This is a genomic window from Billgrantia desiderata (genome assembly GCF_900108215.1).
GTDB lineage: Bacteria > Pseudomonadota > Gammaproteobacteria > Pseudomonadales > Halomonadaceae > Halomonas > Halomonas desiderata.
The window spans coordinates 98,669-117,185 of sequence record NZ_FNVC01000014.1; the positions used below are offsets into that span (position 1 = coordinate 98,669).

Annotated in this window: 18 protein-coding genes; 14 read left to right on the forward strand and 4 right to left on the reverse strand. The window is 64.2% G+C overall.

All coding sequences use genetic code 11. From position 1 onward, the window contains the following. Positions 1-60: 60 nt before the first annotated feature. Positions 61-1,155: a type 2 periplasmic-binding domain-containing protein gene (locus C4S71_RS13685; protein ID WP_103969512.1), complete on the reverse strand. Its 1,095-nt coding sequence runs from the start codon at positions 1,153-1,155 to the stop codon at positions 61-63. A 69-nt stretch (positions 1,156-1,224) separates the two neighbouring features. Beyond that, positions 1,225-2,109: a fumarylacetoacetate hydrolase family protein gene (locus C4S71_RS13690; protein ID WP_103969513.1), complete on the reverse strand. Its 885-nt coding sequence runs from the start codon at positions 2,107-2,109 to the stop codon at positions 1,225-1,227. Between the two features lie 168 nt (positions 2,110-2,277). Between C4S71_RS13690 and C4S71_RS13695 the strand changes: the two genes are divergently transcribed. Then, entirely contained in the window at positions 2,278-3,042 is a 765-nt protein-coding gene (locus tag C4S71_RS13695) for a FadR/GntR family transcriptional regulator (RefSeq protein WP_235014404.1), read from the forward strand. A gap of 154 nt (positions 3,043-3,196) precedes the next feature. On the opposite strand, the gene C4S71_RS13700 is transcribed toward C4S71_RS13695, so the two are convergent. Both C4S71_RS13700 and C4S71_RS13705 read right to left on the reverse strand, forming a co-directional pair. After that, positions 3,197-4,588, reverse strand: a complete 1,392-nt coding sequence (locus tag C4S71_RS13700) for an NCS1 family transporter (protein ID WP_010626999.1) — start codon at positions 4,586-4,588, stop codon at positions 3,197-3,199. Positions 4,589-4,729: 141 nt separating this feature from the next. Next, complete coding sequence (locus C4S71_RS13705; protein WP_103969515.1) at positions 4,730-5,476, reverse strand: aspartate/glutamate racemase family protein; 747 nt, start codon at positions 5,474-5,476, stop codon at positions 4,730-4,732. 620 nt (positions 5,477-6,096) lie between these two features. On the opposite strand from C4S71_RS13705, the gene puuE reads away from it, so the two are divergent. The 13 genes from puuE to C4S71_RS13770 all read left to right on the forward strand — a co-directional run. Beyond that, entirely contained in the window at positions 6,097-7,023 is a 927-nt protein-coding gene (gene puuE / locus C4S71_RS13710; protein WP_086510180.1) for an allantoinase PuuE, read from the forward strand. A 36-nt stretch (positions 7,024-7,059) separates the two neighbouring features. After that, complete coding sequence (locus tag C4S71_RS13715) at positions 7,060-7,914, forward strand: MurR/RpiR family transcriptional regulator (RefSeq protein ID WP_103969516.1); 855 nt, start codon at positions 7,060-7,062, stop codon at positions 7,912-7,914. Positions 7,915-8,174: 260 nt separating this feature from the next. Then, complete coding sequence (locus tag C4S71_RS13720) at positions 8,175-8,996, forward strand: transporter substrate-binding domain-containing protein (protein WP_103969517.1); 822 nt, start codon at positions 8,175-8,177, stop codon at positions 8,994-8,996. Positions 8,997-9,004: 8 nt separating this feature from the next. Further along, positions 9,005-9,682: an amino acid ABC transporter permease gene (locus C4S71_RS13725; RefSeq protein WP_103969518.1), complete on the forward strand. Its 678-nt coding sequence runs from the start codon at positions 9,005-9,007 to the stop codon at positions 9,680-9,682. Continuing rightward, a complete protein-coding gene (locus tag C4S71_RS13730) occupies positions 9,679-10,335 on the forward strand; it encodes an amino acid ABC transporter permease (RefSeq protein WP_103969519.1) in 657 nt (218 codons plus the stop codon). Before C4S71_RS13725 ends, C4S71_RS13730 begins: the two co-directional genes overlap by 4 nt. Beyond that, positions 10,316-11,044, forward strand: a complete 729-nt coding sequence (locus C4S71_RS13735; RefSeq protein WP_103969520.1) for an amino acid ABC transporter ATP-binding protein — start codon at positions 10,316-10,318, stop codon at positions 11,042-11,044. The genes C4S71_RS13730 and C4S71_RS13735 overlap by 20 nt, the downstream gene beginning before the upstream one ends. 141 nt (positions 11,045-11,185) lie before the next feature. Beyond that, a complete protein-coding gene (locus C4S71_RS13740) occupies positions 11,186-12,019 on the forward strand; it encodes a bifunctional allantoicase/(S)-ureidoglycine aminohydrolase (RefSeq protein ID WP_103969521.1) in 834 nt (277 codons plus the stop codon). Positions 12,020-12,227: 208 nt separating this feature from the next. Then, positions 12,228-12,713, forward strand: coding sequence for an ureidoglycolate lyase (locus C4S71_RS13745; RefSeq protein WP_103969522.1), 486 nt, complete (start codon positions 12,228-12,230; stop codon positions 12,711-12,713). Between the two features lie 183 nt (positions 12,714-12,896). Further along, the gene (gene gcl / locus C4S71_RS13750) at positions 12,897-14,672 is read left to right on the forward strand and encodes a glyoxylate carboligase (protein WP_103969523.1); all 1,776 of its coding nucleotides are present in this window, start codon (positions 12,897-12,899) and stop codon (positions 14,670-14,672) included. 23 nt (positions 14,673-14,695) lie between these two features. After that, a complete protein-coding gene (gene hyi, locus C4S71_RS13755) occupies positions 14,696-15,472 on the forward strand; it encodes a hydroxypyruvate isomerase (RefSeq protein WP_103969524.1) in 777 nt (258 codons plus the stop codon). 203 nt (positions 15,473-15,675) lie between these two features. Then, on the forward strand, positions 15,676-16,560 hold the full coding sequence (locus tag C4S71_RS13760; protein WP_103969525.1) for a 2-hydroxy-3-oxopropionate reductase: 885 nt from the start codon (positions 15,676-15,678) through the stop codon (positions 16,558-16,560). A gap of 219 nt (positions 16,561-16,779) precedes the next feature. Further along, positions 16,780-18,084 carry a glycerate kinase type-2 family protein gene (locus C4S71_RS13765; RefSeq protein ID WP_103969526.1) on the forward strand — a complete coding sequence of 435 codons (1,305 nt, stop codon included), beginning with the start codon at positions 16,780-16,782 and terminating at the stop codon, positions 18,082-18,084. After that, positions 18,081-18,517, forward strand: a 437-nt coding sequence (locus tag C4S71_RS13770) for a pyruvate kinase (protein WP_235014419.1), incomplete at its 3' end; no start/stop codon positions are given. The genes C4S71_RS13765 and C4S71_RS13770, both read left to right, overlap by 4 nt.

The following is an 18,517-nucleotide window of genomic DNA, read 5'->3' on the forward strand; positions in this document are numbered from 1 at the left end:
TCCTATGCGGGAGCGTCGAGTACGGCCAGCCCCGAGAGGCCGGCCGTATCGGTTGCGAGCCTACAGCTCGACGTCGTACTTCTCGCTGAGCAGGGTGCGCAGGTAGTCGCGCACCTCGTCGGAGGGCTGCAGGGCCTCACTCAACGAGTCGGTGACCGCCGAAGCCGGCAGCAGGTCGTAGCCGCCGATGGCGTCCTGGCTCTGCTCCTGGTAGTCGGGATCGTCGTTGATGGCGGCGATGGTCTGCTCGAAGATCTCGATGACCTCGTCCGGCGTACCCTCCGGCAGGTAGGCGGTGAGGCCGAAGTTGAAGGTAGTGGCGCCGATGGCCTGGAAGGCGTCCCACTCCACGCCGGAAGGCGGCTCGCCGTGGAGCTCCTCGTAGACCTCGTAGACCGAGGGGTAGTCGGGGAAGGCCAGGTCGCGGGCGCTCAGCACGCCGTCGTCACCCACCGAGCCGCCGGTCATGATCGGCACCGCGGAGCCCGCCTCGACCATGTCCACCACCTGCGACATGTAGGCCGGGGTGAACTGGAAGTCGATGTTGGTTTCCCCGCGCTCGAAGGCCAGGCGGGCCGGGCCGCGGCCGTCGAAGCCGAGCACCGCGCGCAGGTCGAGGTCGAGCAACTCGAAGGCCAGCAGCACGGGCAGGTCGCTGGCGGCAGCGGCGATACCGCCGTAGATCAGCGGCATGTCCGACGAGTGCAGGTCGGCCGGCGTCTCGATGCCGGTGCGCGGCGAGACGTAGATCACGGCGCCGAAGGGCAGGCTGTAGGCCGGTCTCATCGCGGCCAGGTCGTACTCCACCTCTTCCATACCCAGCACGTAGGGGTTCGAGGTGGAAGAGGTGGTGAACAGGATCGTCTCGCCGTCGGGCTCGGCATTCTGCTGGAACCAGTTGGCCCCGAGGATCGAACCGCCGCCCGGGCGGGTGCGTACGTTGACCTGCGGGTTGCCCGGCAGATGCTTCTCGAGGAAGGGTTCGAGGAACTTGGCCGCCACGTAGGTGGCGCCGCCCTCGCCGAACGGCACCACCATCTCGATGGTCTTGCCGGCGTAGAAGTCATCGGCCATGGCGGGAGCCGCGGCGAGCCCCCCGGCAGCGACCAGCACGGCGGCGGAGAGGGACTTGAGTGGAGTATCGGGAAGGATCATGGCGTGCTCCTGGTATTGTTGTGGCGCGCGATGCCCACGATGAACCTGGGCTCGACGCGTTCAGGTCGGTCAGCGGCCGACCCGGTTTTCCAGTGTGCCCAGGCCAGCGACCTCGATACGCACGATGTCGCCGGTCTGCAGGAATCTGGGCGGGGCGAAGCCGATGCCGACGCCCACCGGCGTGCCGGTCAGGATCACGTCGCCGGGCGCGAGCGCGATGCCGGCCGAAAGGGTCTCGATCAGCGTCGGCACGTCGAAGATCAGCTGGTCGAGGCGAGCGTCCTGGCGCAGTTCGCCATTGACCCAGCACTTGATCGTGGCAGTGTCGCGATCCACCTCGTCGGCAGTGACGAGCCACGGTCCCATGGGGCACAGGCCGTCGAGCGACTTGCCGAGATGCCACTGCTTGTGGCGCTGCTGCAGGTCGCGGGCGGTGACGTCGTTGGCGATGGTGTAACCCCAGACGTGATCGTAAGCGTCGGCCTTCTTGATGCCGCGGCCGCCCTTGCCGATGATGACGGCGAACTCCGCTTCGTAGTCGAGCTGCTCGGTGACCCCGGCATGGCGTGGAATCTCATCGCCATGGGCGATCAGGGTATTCCAGGCCTTGGTGAAGACGATGGGGTGCTTGGGTACCACGTCGTCGGCGCTGGTACTGCTGTCGTAGCCGGAGCTGCTGAACTCGGCGGCATGCTCGAAGTAGTTCTTGCCGACACAGAACATGTTGCGATGCGGGTGAAGCGGAGCTTCGAGGCGTGTACCTTCGAGAGGCTGGCCTTCGCCCTTGGGGGAGATACGACCGCCCAGCTCGGACCAGTCGCGAATCAGCTGCTGCATGTCGCCCTGAAAGTCGGGAAGCAGGGTGCTCAACGGCCAGTAGCGCTGGCCCGTGGCGTCGATCAGGGCGACGAGAGTGGGCTGGTCGGGCGCCGGCCGCAGAGTGGCGAATTTCATGTGAATTGGCTCTCCTTGGTTCTGGTTTGGTTCCGTAATGAACGAGCCTAGAAGGCGATTGGTACTCTTTCAAGTACTAATTCAGCCCGAAATTTTGCCTTGATGTACCAAATGGACTAGATTCAGCAGGGATTGGACCCGTAATGGTTGATGTGAAAAGGAAGCCAAGTGACCGATAGGCCAGTGCGTACCGTCGATGACAGCGATTTCCAGGAGTCCCTGGCCGAGAGCGGGATCCGCTCCGATGGCGCACGAGCCCTGGCGCGATACATCCAGGCGGAGATTGCCAGCGGGCGTTTCCCCCCCGGTCACCGCTTGCCTACCGAGCGTGAACTGAGCGAGCGCTTCGGCGCGTCACGCGGCGCGGTACGCAGGGTGCTGGGCCACTTCAAGTCCCTGGGCTTGATCACTCAAGTGGTGGGGAGCGGTACCTTCGTGGCGGAAGGGGGCGCGCCGCTCGGCCCGGCGGCGAAAGCCACTGGCATGGTCGAGTCGGGCGGCATGGCGGGGCAGGTCAGCCCGGCCCAGTTGATGGATGCCCGCCTGCTGATCGAGCCGCAGATGGTTTCCCTCATCGTGCGCTTCGCCACGGCCGACGACTTCGAGCGCATGCAAGAGTGTCTGGTGAGATCCGAGGCGGCCGCCAGCATCGAGGAGTTCGAGCACTGGGATGGCGCCCTGCACCAGGCCTTTGCCGAAGCCACGCACAACAACTTCTTCCTGCGTATCCTGGAGCTGACCAACGTGGTGCGCGAGGAAGGGGAGTGGGGGCGGCTCAAGCGGATCTCGCTGACGCCGGAGCGGCGTGAGCGCTACGAGATGCAGCATCGCGCCATCGTGGCCGCGCTGCGCGACCGCGACGAAGACACGGCAAGGGGCTTGCTGGAAGAGCACCTGCTGGAGGTGCAGCGCAACCTGTTCGGCCGACGCTGATATCGACGCGGCACATGCCGGATAACCAAGCCGCCGGACGCCCAAGGCGTCCGGCGGCTTGCGTTGTGGTCAGCGTGAGACCGCTTGCCGTGTCGATCCCACGTTTTTCTGGTAGTGGGCTCTTACCTTGCCGGCCAGCTATCTTGCCGGTGCTTCACTGGCGGAAGCGCTGGCAGGGCGCCCAGTGCTTCATCAGCAGGTAGTAGGTCAGGCCGGCCGGGATCAGGCTGGCGTACCAGGAGACGGCGGAGAAGGTGAGGGCGGCGGCGATGCCCACCAGGGTGGCGATGAGCGCGGCGTAGTTGACGCCCTGATAGGGGCCGGTCTCGTCATAGAGCTTGCCGAGGTCCAGCGTACGACGGCGGATCAGATAGTAGTCCACCACCAGGATGGCGAAGATCGGGCCGAGGAAGGCGGAGTAGGTCTGCACGAAGAGCTGCAGGCCGGCGGCGGATTCGGGCTGCACCAGCTTCCAGGGGAAGGTGGCGAAGGCCAGCAGGCCGACGATCACCGTGGAGGTGGCGAACTTGAGCTTGAACACGTCCATCAGCACGTAGGTCGGCGGCACCACGTTGTTGAGCACGTTGGTGGTGACCTGGGCGAAGGCGATGAACAGCAGCGTGGTCATCAGTAGCGGGGTGTTGTCCACCGCGTTGGCAAACACCTGGATGGGGTCGGCGGTGCCGGTGGCTTCGGAGACCATGTAGCCGATCAGGCCCATGAACAGGGTGCAGGGCAGGATCGACATGGCATAGATGGTGGTCAGGATGCTGGGGCGGGTACCGTGCTTGTGCTCCCGCGAATAGTCGCTGACGTTGAGCATCATGGTGCTGTAGATGCCGAGGAACAGCATGGTGGCACCCCAGAACGGCATGCCCCACGAGCCTTCCATGGTCAGCAGGTTGGCCGAGAGCTCGTCGCCGTAGCGCTGCACCGTGGCGTAGAACATGTAGGTCAGCGAGGCGAGAATGAACACGCTGCCGATGTTCTCCAGCCACTTGATGCCCTGGAAGCCCATCACCGACAGGCCGATCTGCAGGAACTGGAAGGCGATGAAGTAGAAGATCAGGTTGTCGAAGCCGAACAGGGTGGCCGACACCATGTTCAGGGCGCCGGCGCCGATCCAGCTCTGGAAGCCGTACCACACCACCGCCGGCACCGCGCGCACCAGGCCGGGAATGCGCGTGCCGGCGAAGCCGAACGCACTGCGGGCCTGAACCATGAAGGGAATGCCGTACTTGTAGCCGGCGGCGCCATTGATGGCCAGCGCGATACCGATCACGAAGCAGCCGATGGCGATGGCCAGAGTCGCCTGGATCAGGTTCAGCGTGCCGACCACGCTGGAGCCCATGGCGAAGGTGCCGATGGAGACACAGCCGCCGAACCAGGCCAGAAAGTAGGAGGTCCGCCCCATGATGCGGGTTTGCTGAGGAGCGAGCGATTCGGCCCCCGGGGCCTTGGTGGCCCCAGCGGTCGTTCCGGCAGTGGGCGATGCCGGGGCAGTGGCGGGAGCGGCCGCCGTGCTGTGCGGGTTGTTGTTTTGCATGTGTCTATCCTCGCAGGTCATGGCTCTGTTGTGTTTGTGCCCAATGCTGCCAGCGGGCTTGGCGTGACGTGCTCAAGGTGCGGTGCGTTGCGGTGATTCGTAGTCCTGATGCGTTGTCCTGATGCGTTGTCCTGATGCGTTTCAGCGCTCGTTGGAAAGCTGCGAATACCTTTCGAAGCGGCCGGTGAAGGGTTTGGGGCGCGGGAAGGCCAGGTCGCCGTGCTTGCTGGTGCCGAGGCCCAGCCCAACGAGCGCCTCGGCCAGCTTCACGGCAGCCGTGACGCCTTCGACCACCGGCAGCCCGACTTCCTGGGAAATGCTCTGGGTCAGGTCGGCCATGCCGCCGCAGCCCAGCACGATGGCACCGATGCCATCCTCGTCGCGGGCGCGGCGGCACTCGTCGATGATGCGACCCAGAGCCGCCGAGCCATCCTCCTCCAGATCGAGCACCGGTATCTCGGCGGCACGCACCCGGCGGCAGTGATGGCGAAAGCCGTACTGCTCCAGCAGGTGCTCGGCGATGATGCCGGTACGCGACAGGGTGGTGACGACCGAGAACCGGGTGCTGATCAGGCTGGCGGCATGGAAGGCCGCCTCGGCGATGCCGATCACCGGGGCGCGGGTCAGCTCGCGAGCCGCCAGCAGGCCCGGGTCACCGAAGCAGGCAATCACATAGGCATCGGTGCCTTCCTTCTCTCCCGCCAGCACCTCTTCCAGCACGCCCACGGCACTGATCGCTTCATCGAAATGACTCTCGATGGATACCGGCCCGTCGGCGGGCTGAGTGGCGACGACGGTCGTGCCGGGGGCGGCGATCCGCTGTGCCGCTTCGCCGATCTTGCGGGTCATGGCAGCCGTGGTGTTGGGGTTGATGACGCGCAGTCGCATGCAGTCTCTCTCTTTGTGAACAATAAAAAATGTCTTTGTACACAAAATAGGTGCTGCGACTCTTCAGCGCAAGAAATTTGTCACCCTCGGGAGCTACGAGAATTTTTTGTTGTCTCTCAATGGGTTGTCTGTAAATTGAGCAGGAGTGCCGGATGGCTAGACTGTTATACATAGGTCTAAGAGAGCGAAGAGTATTGAGAATTTGGGTACCGAATGTGACTTGTATTGTATACATGATAAATTTTCCCAGCTTCACCTGCGGTTTGTCTCGGTATCGAGCAAGCGGAGAGCCGGGGGGCTCGAAGCGCATGATGTGGACTTGTCAGTAGAGTGATTTTTGTATACAAAAATATGGTGATGGCGTCCGGCCAAGCCAATCCCCGAACAATGCCTGCTGGCGCGAAGCGCCGTCGCTGCCGCCCTGGACTCGAGGCATCGCGCTAGCCTGCGAGGGCCGGTATGCCTGGTTGCAACACTGATGGATACAGTCTATTTTCTATCCTGTATACATTTTGCTCGCGACGCCGCCTGGCCCGGTATTCGTACAGCGGCACAGAACTGCGCGACATAGATTGCGCAAAACAGAACCGCGCAACACAGAACAAAGAGGAAGGTGCTAGATGAGCATTGATTACCCCCGTGACCTGGTCGGCTACGGCCGTAACCCACCCCACGCCAACTGGCCGGGGCGGGCGAAGATCGCCGTGCAGTTCGTGCTCAACTACGAAGAGGGCGGCGAGAACTGCGTGCTGCATGGCGATGCCGGCTCCGAGCAGTTTCTCTCCGAGATCATCGGCGCGGCCGCCTATCCCGATCGCCACCTGAGCATGGAGTCGATCTACGAGTACGGCTCACGGGCCGGCGTGTGGCGCATCCTGCGGGAGTTCGAACGGCGCGGCCTGCCGCTCACCGTGTTCGGCGTGGCCATGGCCCTTGAGCGCCACCCGGAAGTGGCTCAGGCGTTCAAGGAGCTGGGCCACGAGATCGCCTGTCATGGCTACCGCTGGATTCACTACCAGGAAGTGCCCGAGCACGTCGAGCGCGAGCATCTGCAGCGCGCCATGGAGATCTTTCAGCGCCTCTACGGCGAGAAGCCCCAAGGCTGGTACACCGGCCGCGACAGCCCCAACACCCGGCGGCTGGTCCTCGACGAGGGCGGCTTCCTCTACGACAGCGACTACTACGGCGACGACCTGCCGTTCTGGACCCGGGAGGCCGACAGCCAAGGCGTCGAGCACGACCATCTGATCGTGCCCTATACCCTGGACAGCAACGACATGCGCTTCGCCGCGCCCCAGGGCTTCAACACCGCCGACCACTTCTTCACCTACCTGCGCGACGCCTTCGACGTGCTCTACGCGGAAGGCGAGGAGTCGCCCAAGATGCTTTCGGTGGGCATGCACTGCCGGCTGCTCGGCCGCCCCGGGCGCTTCCGCGCCCTGCAGCGCTTCCTCGATCACATCGAGGCCCATGACCGGGTGTGGGTCGCCCGGCGGGTGGACATCGCGCGGCATTGGGTGGAGCATCATCCGGCACAGTCGCGTTGAGGACACCCCAACCATGGAGGCCGGAAACGGGATGCAATGACACCCCACATAGGACAGCGCATAGCCGCTCAATATGACTCGCTGAGCGCCCAGGAGCAGCGGGTGGCGAGTTTCATACTCGATCATTTCGAGGACTTTGCCGTCTACAGCGCCGCCGATCTGGCACGCCTGACGGGCGTGTCCAAGTCAACGGTAAGCCGTCTGTTCAAACGTCTTGGCTTCGCCCATTACCGGGACGTGAAGGACCATGCCCGGCAACTGCGCAACTTGGGCGTACCGATGGTAACGGATGCCAACGCCATGCAGGGGGAGGCTGGGGCGCCCTTTCAGCGGCACCATCAGCGCGAGCAGGAAAATCTGCAGCGGCTGCTGGGTAGCCTCTCTGCCGATAGCTTCGCACGGCTCGTCGAGAGGCTCGCCGAGGCGCGCTCCATCGTCGTGGTGGGTTTTCGCAACAGTTTTCCCTTGGCCTTGCACTGCCGACAGCAACTGATCCAGGCTCGCGGCGGGGTGCGCCTCGCGCCGCAGCCCAACCAGTCCATGGCCGAGGAACTCATCGGGCTAGAGGCCGACGATGCGGTCATCCTGTTTGGCTTTCGGCGGCGTCCCACCCCCTTTGCGCATCTGGTCAGTGAGCTTGAGCGCTCCCCGGCCAGCACCGTGCTGATCGGTGACCCGACGGCCGTTGGCTTCGCCGAGCAGGTCGATTGGTATCTGGAGGCGCCGCTGGAGAGTATTTCGGCGTTCGACAGCTATGCCAGCGCCATGAGCCTGATCTGCCTGCTAGCCAATGGTGTCTTGCATCACAATCTGGCTCAGGGGCGGAAAAGAATTGCTGCCATCAGCGATCTCTACGACGATCTCGGCGAGCTATCCACCTCGGTGATGTAGGCCACGGCGACCGCCTCGCTCCATTGCGGTGCATCCTTTCAGGAGGCGCCCCATTTAGTTGCGCTCGACCATCCCCCGCAATTCTCCCCAGGTGCTTTTCCACCCACCGGTACCTTTCCAGTCTTTTGATTTCTCTACCAACTCCATGGGTTGGTGCTTCTTTTGCTTTGGGTGAAACGAAAGTTTCTTTCATGGATCGTCATGCAACGAAACTTTCATTTCCTTGGCCTAATACAACGATACCCACTGCGGAGAGCAAAATGAGCGCCATATTTCGTCATGTGACGTCCCTGACTTCACGACTCCTGGCTACGGCCCTGGCTGTCGTTGTCGTGTTCGGCGGCATGAGCACGGCCACTGCCGACGCCCTGGAAGCCATAGAGTCCCGCGGTATTATCCGTATTGCGGTGCCCCAGGATTTCCCGCCGTTCGGCTCGGTGGGAACCGACCTGCAGCCGCGTGGCTATGACATCGACATGGCCAACTACCTGGCCGAGCAAATGGGGGTAAGGCTGGAGCTGGTTCCCGTCACCAGTGCCAACCGCATTCCTTACTTGCAAACCGGTATGGCGGATCTGGTGATCTCGAGTCTGGGCAAGAACCCGGAGCGTGAAGCGGCAATCGATTTCTCCGCTGCCTATGCGCCGTTCTTCCTCGGCGTATTCTCCGCAGGCGCCGATGAAAGCGTGAGTTCCCCGGAGGATCTTGCGGGTAAGACCATTGGGGTGACCCGCGGTGCCGTGGAAGACATGGAACTGTCGGAAATCGCACCCTCCAGCACCACCATTCAGCGTTTTGAAGATAACGCCACCACCATTGCGGCGTTCCTGGCGGGCCGGGTGGACTACATCGCCACTGGTAACGTAGTCGCCGCTGAAATTGCGGCACGCAACAGCGGCCGGGCACCGGAGTTGCTCTACCAACTGCGTGATTCACCTTGCTATATCGGGCTCAACAAGAACGAGCCAGCGTTGTTGGAGGAGGTCAACCGCCTGATCGCTCAGGCGTTGGAAGACGGTAGTCTCAACGAGTTCTCTCAGCGCTGGTTCAGTGCCGATCTGCCCGAAAACTTCGGTAGCTGAGGCGAGCTATGGGAGTAACGCTCGATTTTCTGACGCTACTGCCGTACGCCAGCGAACTCGTGCGTGGACTGACCACCACGGTCATCTTGACCGTGGTGACCACGCTGACGGGGATCGCCTTGGCGGTGGTGGTGGCCTATCTTCGTCTGCACGGGCGGAGCTGGACGCGGTTTTGCATGGGCAGTTACGTGGAGGTCACCCGTAACACTCCGTTCATCGTGCAGCTTTTCTTCATCTTCTTCGGCTTGCCTGGACTTGGAATCCAGATCGATGCCATTACCGCTGCCTTTCTTGCCATGACACTCAACCTGGCTGCCTATAGTGCCGAGATCCTGCGGGCGGGGATCGGTGCGACGGCGCAAGGGCAGTTGGAGGCGGCCAGGGCGCTGGGCATGACGCGTCTCCAAAGTTACCGTCATGTCGTGCTGATCCCTGCCTTCGCACGTGTCTATCCGGCGCTGATCAGCCAGTCGGTCATCGTCATGCTCGGCTCGGCGGTGGTGTCGCAGATTTCGGTATTCGACCTCACCTATGCCGCCAATTTCATCCAGTCGCGCAACTTCAGAAGCTTCGAAGTCTATCTGGTGATCACGCTGGCCTATCTACTGCTGGCCTTTGTCATGCGCCGTGTCTTCATGCTGGCTGGTAACCGGCTGTTCGCCTATCAGCAGGGAGAGTCACGATGATTGAATTCTCACTCTGGGATATCCTGCGCAATCTGCTATTGGCCACCCGCTGGACCATTGTACTGTCGCTGATCGCCTTCGTGGGTGGTGCCACGGTTGGACTCGTGCTGACGTTCATGCGTCTTTCCAGCAGTCGTATCCTGCAGCGCTTCACTTCGCTGTATGTGGACCTTTTCCAGGGCACGCCACTGCTGATGCAGCTGTTTCTGATCTTCTTTGGCGCGGCAGCGCTGGGACACCCTATCTCGGCATGGCTGGCCGCCTCGGTGGCCTTGACGCTCTTCACCAGCGCCTTCCTGTGCGACATCTGGCGCGGCTGCCTGGAAGCCGTGGCCAAGGGTCAATGGCATGCGGCAAGGGTGCTGGGTATGAACTATTTCCAGACCATGCGGCATGTCATTCTGCCTCAGGCGCTGCGGTTGTCGGTGCCGCCGACCGTGGGCTTCTCCGTGCAGGTCATCAAAGGCACGGCGCTCGCGTCGATCATCGGCTTCGTCGAACTGACCAAGGCCGGCACCATGCTCAACAACGCCACCTTCGAACCCTTCACCATCTTCACGCTGGTGGCTCTTCTGTACTTCGCGCTGTGCTATCCGCTGTCCTGCTATGCGCGCCATCTGGAGAAAAAGCTCTATGACGCTGGTCTGCGTTAAGAACGTGCACAAGGCTTTTGGCGACCTGGAGGTGCTCAAGGGCATCGACCTCGAGGTCGGTCAGGGTGAGGTGGTGGCGATCATCGGTCGCAGCGGCTCGGGCAAGAGCACCCTGCTACGCTGCCTGAATCAGTTGGAGAAGCACGACCGGGGCGCTATCACCATTGCCGACAAACGTCTTGACGGTGAGGCCATGTCGCCGAAGGAACTCAGCGAGAACGTCGGCATGGTATTCCAGAGCTTCAACCTCTTTCCTCACAAGACGGTGGGGGAGAACGTCTGCCTGGCGCCGGTGGTGGTGCGCGGTGAGAGTCGCGCAAGCGCAGAAAAGGTGGCTCGCGAGGTATTGGCGAAGGTGGGGCTATCGGACAAGTACGACAGCTACCCCGCGCAGCTTTCCGGTGGGCAGCAGCAGCGGGTCGCCATTGCCCGGGCGCTGGCCATGCGGCCCAAGGTGCTGCTGTGCGATGAAGTGACCTCGGCGCTGGATCCTGAGCTGGTGGGCGAAGTGCTGCGCGTATTGGAAGCGCTGGCGGCAGAGGGCATGACGCTGATCCTGGTAACCCACGAGATGGGCTTTGCCCGTGACGTTGCCGATCGTGTGGTGTTCATGCATCAGGGACGCATTCATGAAGCCGGTCCGCCCGCTGACTTGTTCGGCAATCCCCAGACGGCGGAACTGAAGCAGTTCATCTCGGCGGTTCTTTGACTCGGTATTCTTTGGCACAAAGCGGAAAGTGTGTTCAACTCCCCATCTTTTTTGTATACGATAATATCTATCCTGCCTGACCTCGATGAGGGGTGCTGGCAGTTTGAGAATAATTTCCAAATTTGTGTCAGAGGATGAGCGATGACCAACCGCACCTATTACGCCCCCCACGGCGGACATCCGCCCCAGACCCAGTTGCTCTCCGACCGGGCGGTGTTCACCGAGGCCTACGCCTTCATTCCCAAGGGCGTGATGGGCGACATCGTGACCAGCAATCTGCCGTTCTGGGAGCAGACCCGGCTGTGGGTGCTGGCGCGTCCGCTCTCCGGCTTCGCCGAGACCTTCTCTCAGTACATCATGGAGGTGGGGCCGGGCGGCGGCAGCGAGAAGCCCGAGCTCGACCCCGGTGCCGAGGGCGTACTGTTCGTGGTCGAGGGCGAGATGACCCTGACCATTGCCGGCGAGCGCCACGAGATGGCGCCGGGCGGCTACGCCTTCCTGCCGCCGGGCTGCCACTGGCAGCTGCGCAACGAATCGAATGCGCCGGTGCGCTTCCACTGGGTGCGCAAGGCCTACGAATTCGTCGAGGGCATCGAGGTGCCGCAGGCCTTCGTGGTCAACGAGAACGACCTCGAGCCCAATCCCATGCCGGGCACCGAAGGGCGCTGGGCCACCACTCGCTTCGTCGATCCCAATGACGTGCGCCACGACATGCACGTCAACATCGTCACCTTCCAGCCCGGGGCGGTGATCCCCTTCGACGAGACCCACGTCATGGAGCACGGCCTCTACGTGCTCGAGGGCAAGGCGGTCTACCATCTCAACCAGGACTGGGTCGAGGTCGAGGCGGGCGATTTCATGTGGCTGCGCGCCTTCTGTCCGCAGGCGTGCTACGCCGGGGGGCCGGGGCCGTTCCGCTACCTGCTGTACAAGGACGTGAACCGTCACGCGGTGCTGCGGCTGGGTACTCGCTGAGACACAGGGGGCTTGCAGTAACGTTGCCGCTCGAGGCTGATCCGGCGACAGGGTTTCGAGGGGGCGCTGTGAACCCATCCCTGGGCGCTACCGATGCCATCCATGGCATCGAACCCCCTCTCCACCCTGTCCCCGGCGCCTCTCGCTCGGATGGCGGCTTTGCTCCGCCATTCGAGGTTTTATCCAAGGCCTGGGAAATGGAGTCTATATGCTGGAACTCAAAGCCGAGCCGCTGACGCCTGAGGCCTTTGCGCCCTTCGGTGACGTCATCGACACCCGCACGGCGGGCTACTTTCACATCAATGCCGGGCGCACCCGGCGCTACCACGACCTGGCCAAGGTCGAGACCCTGGGCGAGCAGGCGAGGGCGCTGATCAGTATCTTCGTCAGTCAGCCGGTGTCGATCCCGCTGGAACTCGACTTCCTCGAACGCCACCCCCAGGGCAGCCAGGCCTTCATGCCGCTGCACGAGGAGCGCTTCGTGATCGTGGTGGCGCCGCCGGGCGACAGCATCGACCCGGCCGAGGTACGCGCCTTCGTCACCGATGGCCGCCAAGGGGTGAACTATCGCGCCGGCACCTGGCACGCCATCCAGTCGGTGCTCGACCGCGAAGGGGAGTTCCTGGTGGTGGATCGCGGCGGTGAGGGCAACAACTGCGACGAGCATCCGCTGGCGCTGCGCATCACGCTCTGAGCTCTCGGGGAAGAAGACCCAGGCTGCTGTTTTGGCCTGGGTTTTTTGTGTCTAAATGAATTTATGAAAATATTTTCCAGTATGCGTTGACGGGGCGGGTTGCGGCTTCTAATCTCGAAATACAGAAATATTTTCCAAAAACAACTTTTCACAAGAACAAGGCCACCCACGGGAGGAACCGTCATGGCTCGAATGACCGCAGCAGAAGCCGCCGTTCACGTGCTCAGGAAGGAGGGCGTCGATGTCGCTTTCGGCGTGCCGGGTGCCGCCATCAACCCGTTCTACGCTGCCTTGCGCAAGGTCGGCGGTATCGATCACGTGCTGGCGCGCCACGTCGAGGGCGCCTCGCACATGGCCGAGGGCTACACCCGCACCAAGGCCGGCAACATCGGCGTGTGCATCGGCACCTCCGGCCCCGCCGGCACCGACATGATCACCGGGCTCTATTCGGCCAGCGCGGACTCCATCCCGATCCTATGCATCACCGGCCAGGCGCCGCGCTCCAGGCTGCACAAGGAGGACTTCCAGGCCGTCGACATCCAGGCCATCGCCGGGCCGGTGACCAAGTGGGCGGTCACCGTGCTGGAGCCGGCCCAGGTGCCGCGCGCCTTCCAGCAGGCCTTCCAGCTGATGCGTTCGTCGCGGCCGGGCCCGGTGCTGATCGACCTGCCCATCGACGTGCAGATGAGCGAGATCGAGTTCGATCCGGACACCTACGAGCCGCTGCCGGCCTACAAGCCGCGTGCTTCCCGCACTCAGGCGGAGAAGGCCATGGCCATGCTCGACGAGGCCGAGCGGCCGCTGATCGTCGCCGGCGGCGGCATCATCAATGCCGACGCCAGCGCGCTGCTCCAGGAGTTCGCCGAACTCACCGGCGTGCCGGTCATTCCCACCCTGATGGGCTGGGGCAGCATTGCCGACGACCACCCGCTGATGGCCGGCATGGTCGGGCTGCAGACCTCACATCGTTATGGCAACGCCACGCTGCTCGAGTCCGACTTCGTGATGGGTATCGGCAACCGCTGGGCCAACCGCCACACCGGCAACCTCGAGACCTACACCAAGGGGCGGAAATTCGTCCACGTCGACATCGAGCCGACCCAGATCGGGCGCATCTTCGGCCCCGACTACGGCATCGTTTCCGACGCCAAGGCGGCGCTGGAGCTGTTCGTCGAGCTGGCCCGCGAGAGGAAGGCGGCGGGCACGCTCAAGGATCGCAGCGCCTGGGCCGAGTCGTGCCAGGAGCGCAAGCGCACCCTGCTGCGCAAGACCCACTTCGATGACGTGCCAGTGAAGCCGCAGCGGGTCTACGAGGAGATGAACAAGGTCTTCGGCAGGAACACCCGCTATATCAGCACCATCGGCCTGTCGCAGATCGCCGGCGCCCAGTTCCTGCATGTGTACAAGCCGCGTCACTGGATCAACTGCGGCCAGGCCGGCCCGCTGGGCTGGACCATTCCCGCTGCGCTCGGCGTGTGCAAGGCCGACCCCAGCGCGGAAGTGGTGGCGCTCTCCGGCGACTACGACTTCCAGTTCATGATCGAGGAGCTGGCCGTGGGCGCGCAGTTCAACCTGCCCTACATCCACGTGCTGGTGAACAACTCCTACCTGGGGCTGATTCGCCAGGCCCAGCGCGGCTTCGACATGGACTACTGCGTGCAGCTCTCGTTCGAGAACGTCAACTGCCCGGAGATCAACGAGTACGGTGTGGATCACGTCTCGGTGGTGGAGGGGCTCGGCTGCAAGGCCCTGCGCGTCACCCGGCCGGACGAGATCGTGCCTGCCCTGAAGGAGGCCCGCGAGCTGATGGCCCAGTATCGGGTGCCGGTGGTGGTGGAGGTGATCCTCGAACGGGTGACCAACATCGCCATGGGCACCGATCTCGACGCCATCAACGAGTTCGAGGCGCTGGCCGATGAGGGCGCGGATGCGCCGACTTCTATCGCCCAACTCACCTAGGAAACCGTCCCAAGGAGACAACCATGCCCAAGTTTGCCGCCAACCTCAGCATGCTGTTCACCGAGGAGGATTTCCTCGACCGCTTCAAGGCCGCCGCCGAGGCCGGCTTCAAGGGCGTCGAGTACCTCTTTCCCTACGACTATTCCGCCGTCGAGCTCAAGGCGCGGCTCGATGAGCACGGCCTGACCCAGGTGCTGCACAACCTGCCGGCCGGTGACTGGGGCGCCGGTGAGCGCGGCATAGCCTGCCACCCGGATCGGGTCGAGGAGTTCCGTGCCGGCGTGGAGCAGGCCATCGACTACGCCACGGTACTCGGCTGCAAGCAGGTCAACTGCCTGGCCGGCATCCAGCCCCAGGGCGTGAGCCTGGAGCAGGCGCGGCGCACCCTGGTGGAGAACCTGCGCTACGCTGCGGAGAAGCTCGAAGCCGCCGGCATCCTGCTGCTGGCCGAGCCGATCAACACCCGCGACATCCCGGGCTTCTTCCTCAACCGCACCGAGCAGGCCCTGGCGATCTTCGACGAGGTGGGCAGCCCCAACCTCAAGCTGCAGTACGACATCTACCACATGCAGATCATGGAGGGCGATCTGGCACCGACCATCGAGAAGCACCTGGCTCGCATCGCTCACGTGCAGCTGGCCGACAACCCGGGCCGCCACGAGCCGGGCACCGGCGAGATCCACTACCCGTTCCTGTTCGCCTATCTCGACCGGTTGGGCTACGACGGCTGGATCGGCTGCGAGTACAAGCCCAAGACGACGACCCGTGAAGGGCTAGGTTGGCTGGATAGCGTCCGCTGACGGGGTAGCAAGCATCCAGCCCCGATGAGCTGATCCGGCGGCAAGCCTGCGCGAGGGCGCTGTGAACCCATCCCTGGGCGCTATATTTGCCATCCATGGCAAATAACCCTCGCTGCGACTTGCCCCCGGCGCTCATCTCTTCAGTCATTGCAAGGCGTGTCCTGACATAGAGAACACAAAGACAAGCTGAAAGGAGAATCATCATGAGCAAGATCGGTTTCATTGGCCTCGGCATCATGGGCCGTCCCATGGCGGGGCATCTGCTGGATGCCGGCCACGAACTCGTCACCGTCAAGCGCGGCACCCTGGATGCCACCCTGGCCGAGAAGGGCATGCGTGAGCTCGACAGCCCCCGAGCCGTGGCCGAGCAGGCCGAGGTCATCATCACCATGGTGCCGGACACCCCCGACGTGGAGCTGGTGCTGTTCGGTGAGAATGGCGTCGTCGAAGGGCTCAAGCCCGGCGCCCTGGTGATCGACATGAGCTCCATCGCCCCCATCGCCACCCAGGGCTTTGCCAAGCGCATCCATGAGGCTGGCGGTGATTACGTCGATGCGCCGGTTTCCGGCGGCGAGGGCGGTGCCATCAACGCGGCGCTGACCATCATGGTCGGTGCCACCCAGGAGGGCTTCGAGCGCGCCCGGCCGATCCTCGAAGTGATGGGCAAGACCATCACCCACATCGGCGGCCACGGTGCCGGCCAGACCTGCAAGGTGGCCAACCAGATCGTGGTGGCACTGACCATCGAGGCGGTGGCCGAGGGCTTGCTGTTCGCCTCCAAGGCGGGCGCCGACGTGGCCAAGGTGCGCGAGTCGCTGCTCGGCGGCCTGGCCCAGTCGAAGATCCTCGACGTGCACGGCGAGCGCATGATCAAGCGTACCTTCGACCCGGGCTTCAAGATCAAGCTGCATCAGAAGGACCTCAACCTGGCCCTGGAAGGCGCACGCAGCCTCAACCTGGCGCTGCCCGGCACCGCCAATGCCCAGCAGCTGTTCCAGGCCTGTGTTGCGCATGGCGGTGAGAACTGGGATCACGCCGGCATTCTGCGCGCCCTGGAGGCCCTGGCCGATCACGAGGTGGGCAGCTGATCCGTCCCATCTGAGGAGGCAGCACCCTGCCAGCCAGTCGCGCAGACGGTGAGTCAGTGTTCCCTCCTGGCAGGCGTCAGGCCGTCGCCTGCCAACCGGCCGCGTCAGCGGCCCTTGCGTCCGGCGGCGGGGTCCCCAGTGGAACCCGCCCGCCGCCGGGCTTTTTTCCTGCCTACCCTGCTGTTACCGTCGTTGCTGTCATCCGCTCGAGGTGTGCCCATGTCACAACAACTTCCTTCCCTGGACCACACGACAGACATCGCGACATGGCTGCGCCGGCTTGCCGACGTGGCCGTGACCGCCGTGCATCCGGATTCCCTGGTTGCCGACCTGCTGCCCGACCCTCCGCCCGGGCGCACCGTGGTGGTCGGTGCCGGCAAGGCGGCGGCTGCCATGGCTGCGGCGCTGGAGCGCGCCTGGCAGGCACGCTGCCCCGATGCGCCGCTCACCGGCCTGGTGGTCACCCGCTACGGCCACGCAGAGGAGTGCGAGGTGATCGAGGTGCTCGAAGCCTCCCACCCGATGCCCGACGACCTGGGCGAGAAGGCGGCCCGGCGCATGCTCGAGGCGGTCGCGGGGCTGGGCCAGGACGACCGCGTGATCGCCTTAATCTCCGGCGGCGGCTCGGCGCTGATGACGCTGCCCGCCGAGGGCATCTCGCTTGCCGACAAGCAGGCGATCAATCGCGAGCTTTTGCGCTGCGGCGCGCCGATCGGTCAGATGAATACCGTGCGCCGCCACCTTTCCGCGATCAAGGGCGGGCGCCTGGCGGCGGCGGCACACCCCGCCCAGGTGGTGACCTGGCTGATCTCCGACATTCCCGGCGACGTGGCCACGCAGATCGCCTCGGGGCCGACCCTGCCGGATCGCTCGACCCCGGCCGATGCGCTGGCGGTGCTCGAGCGCTACGCCATCGAGATACCCGCCCACGTGCGTCGCCACCTGGAACAGGCCCAGGGCGCGCCGTCTCCCGACGATGAGACCTTCGCGCGTGACGACAGCGTGACCCTGGCTCGCGCTCAGGATGCGCTGGAGGCCGCCAGAGCCGCGGCGGAAGCGGCCGGCATAACGGTCAAGGTGCTGGGCGACGACCTGGAAGGCGAGGCCCGCGAGCTGGGGCGTGCCCAGGCGCGCCTGGCACTGGAGGCGCGCGACGAGGTCGAAACGCCGCTGCTGATCCTTTCCGGCGGCGAGACCAGCGTCACCGTGCGCGGCGATGGGCGCGGCGGGCGCAACGTGGAGTACTTGCTGGGGCTGTTCGAGGCGCTGGCCGGGGCCGAGGGCATTCATGCCCTGGCCATCGATACCGACGGCATCGACGGCTCCGAGGACAACGCCGGTGCGCTGTTCTCGCCCGACGACTGGGCCCGCGCCCGCGAGCAGCGGCTCGAGCCGGCCGATTACCTGTCACGCAACGACGCGTATACTTTCTTCCAGGCATTGGATCGACTGATCGTCACCGGTCCGACTCGCACCAATGTCAACGACTTCCGTGCCATCCTGGTCTTGCCGAGGACACCATGACGCTTCCGCCACACGCTCCCATTCATGCCCCCATCCGCCGCACCAAGATCGTCGCCACGCTGGGTCCGGCCAGCGACCGCGAGGGCGTGCTGGAAGCCATGATCCGCACCGGCGTCGACGTCGTGCGCCTCAACTTCTCCCACGGCAGCGCCGCCGACCATCGCCGCCGCCTGATCGCCGTGCGTCAGATCGCCGACCGCCTGGGCAGGAGCGTCGCCGCCCTGGGCGACCTGCAGGGGCCCAAGATCCGCATCGCCCGCTTTCGCGACGGCGCCGTGACCCTCGCGGCGGGCCAGCCCTTCGTGCTCGACATGGCGCTGGACAGCGACGCCGGCGACGCCAGCCGCGTCGGCTGCGACTACAAGCAGCTGATCGACGACGTCGCCCCCGGCGACCGCCTGCTGCTCGACGACGGCCGCCTGGTGCTCGACGT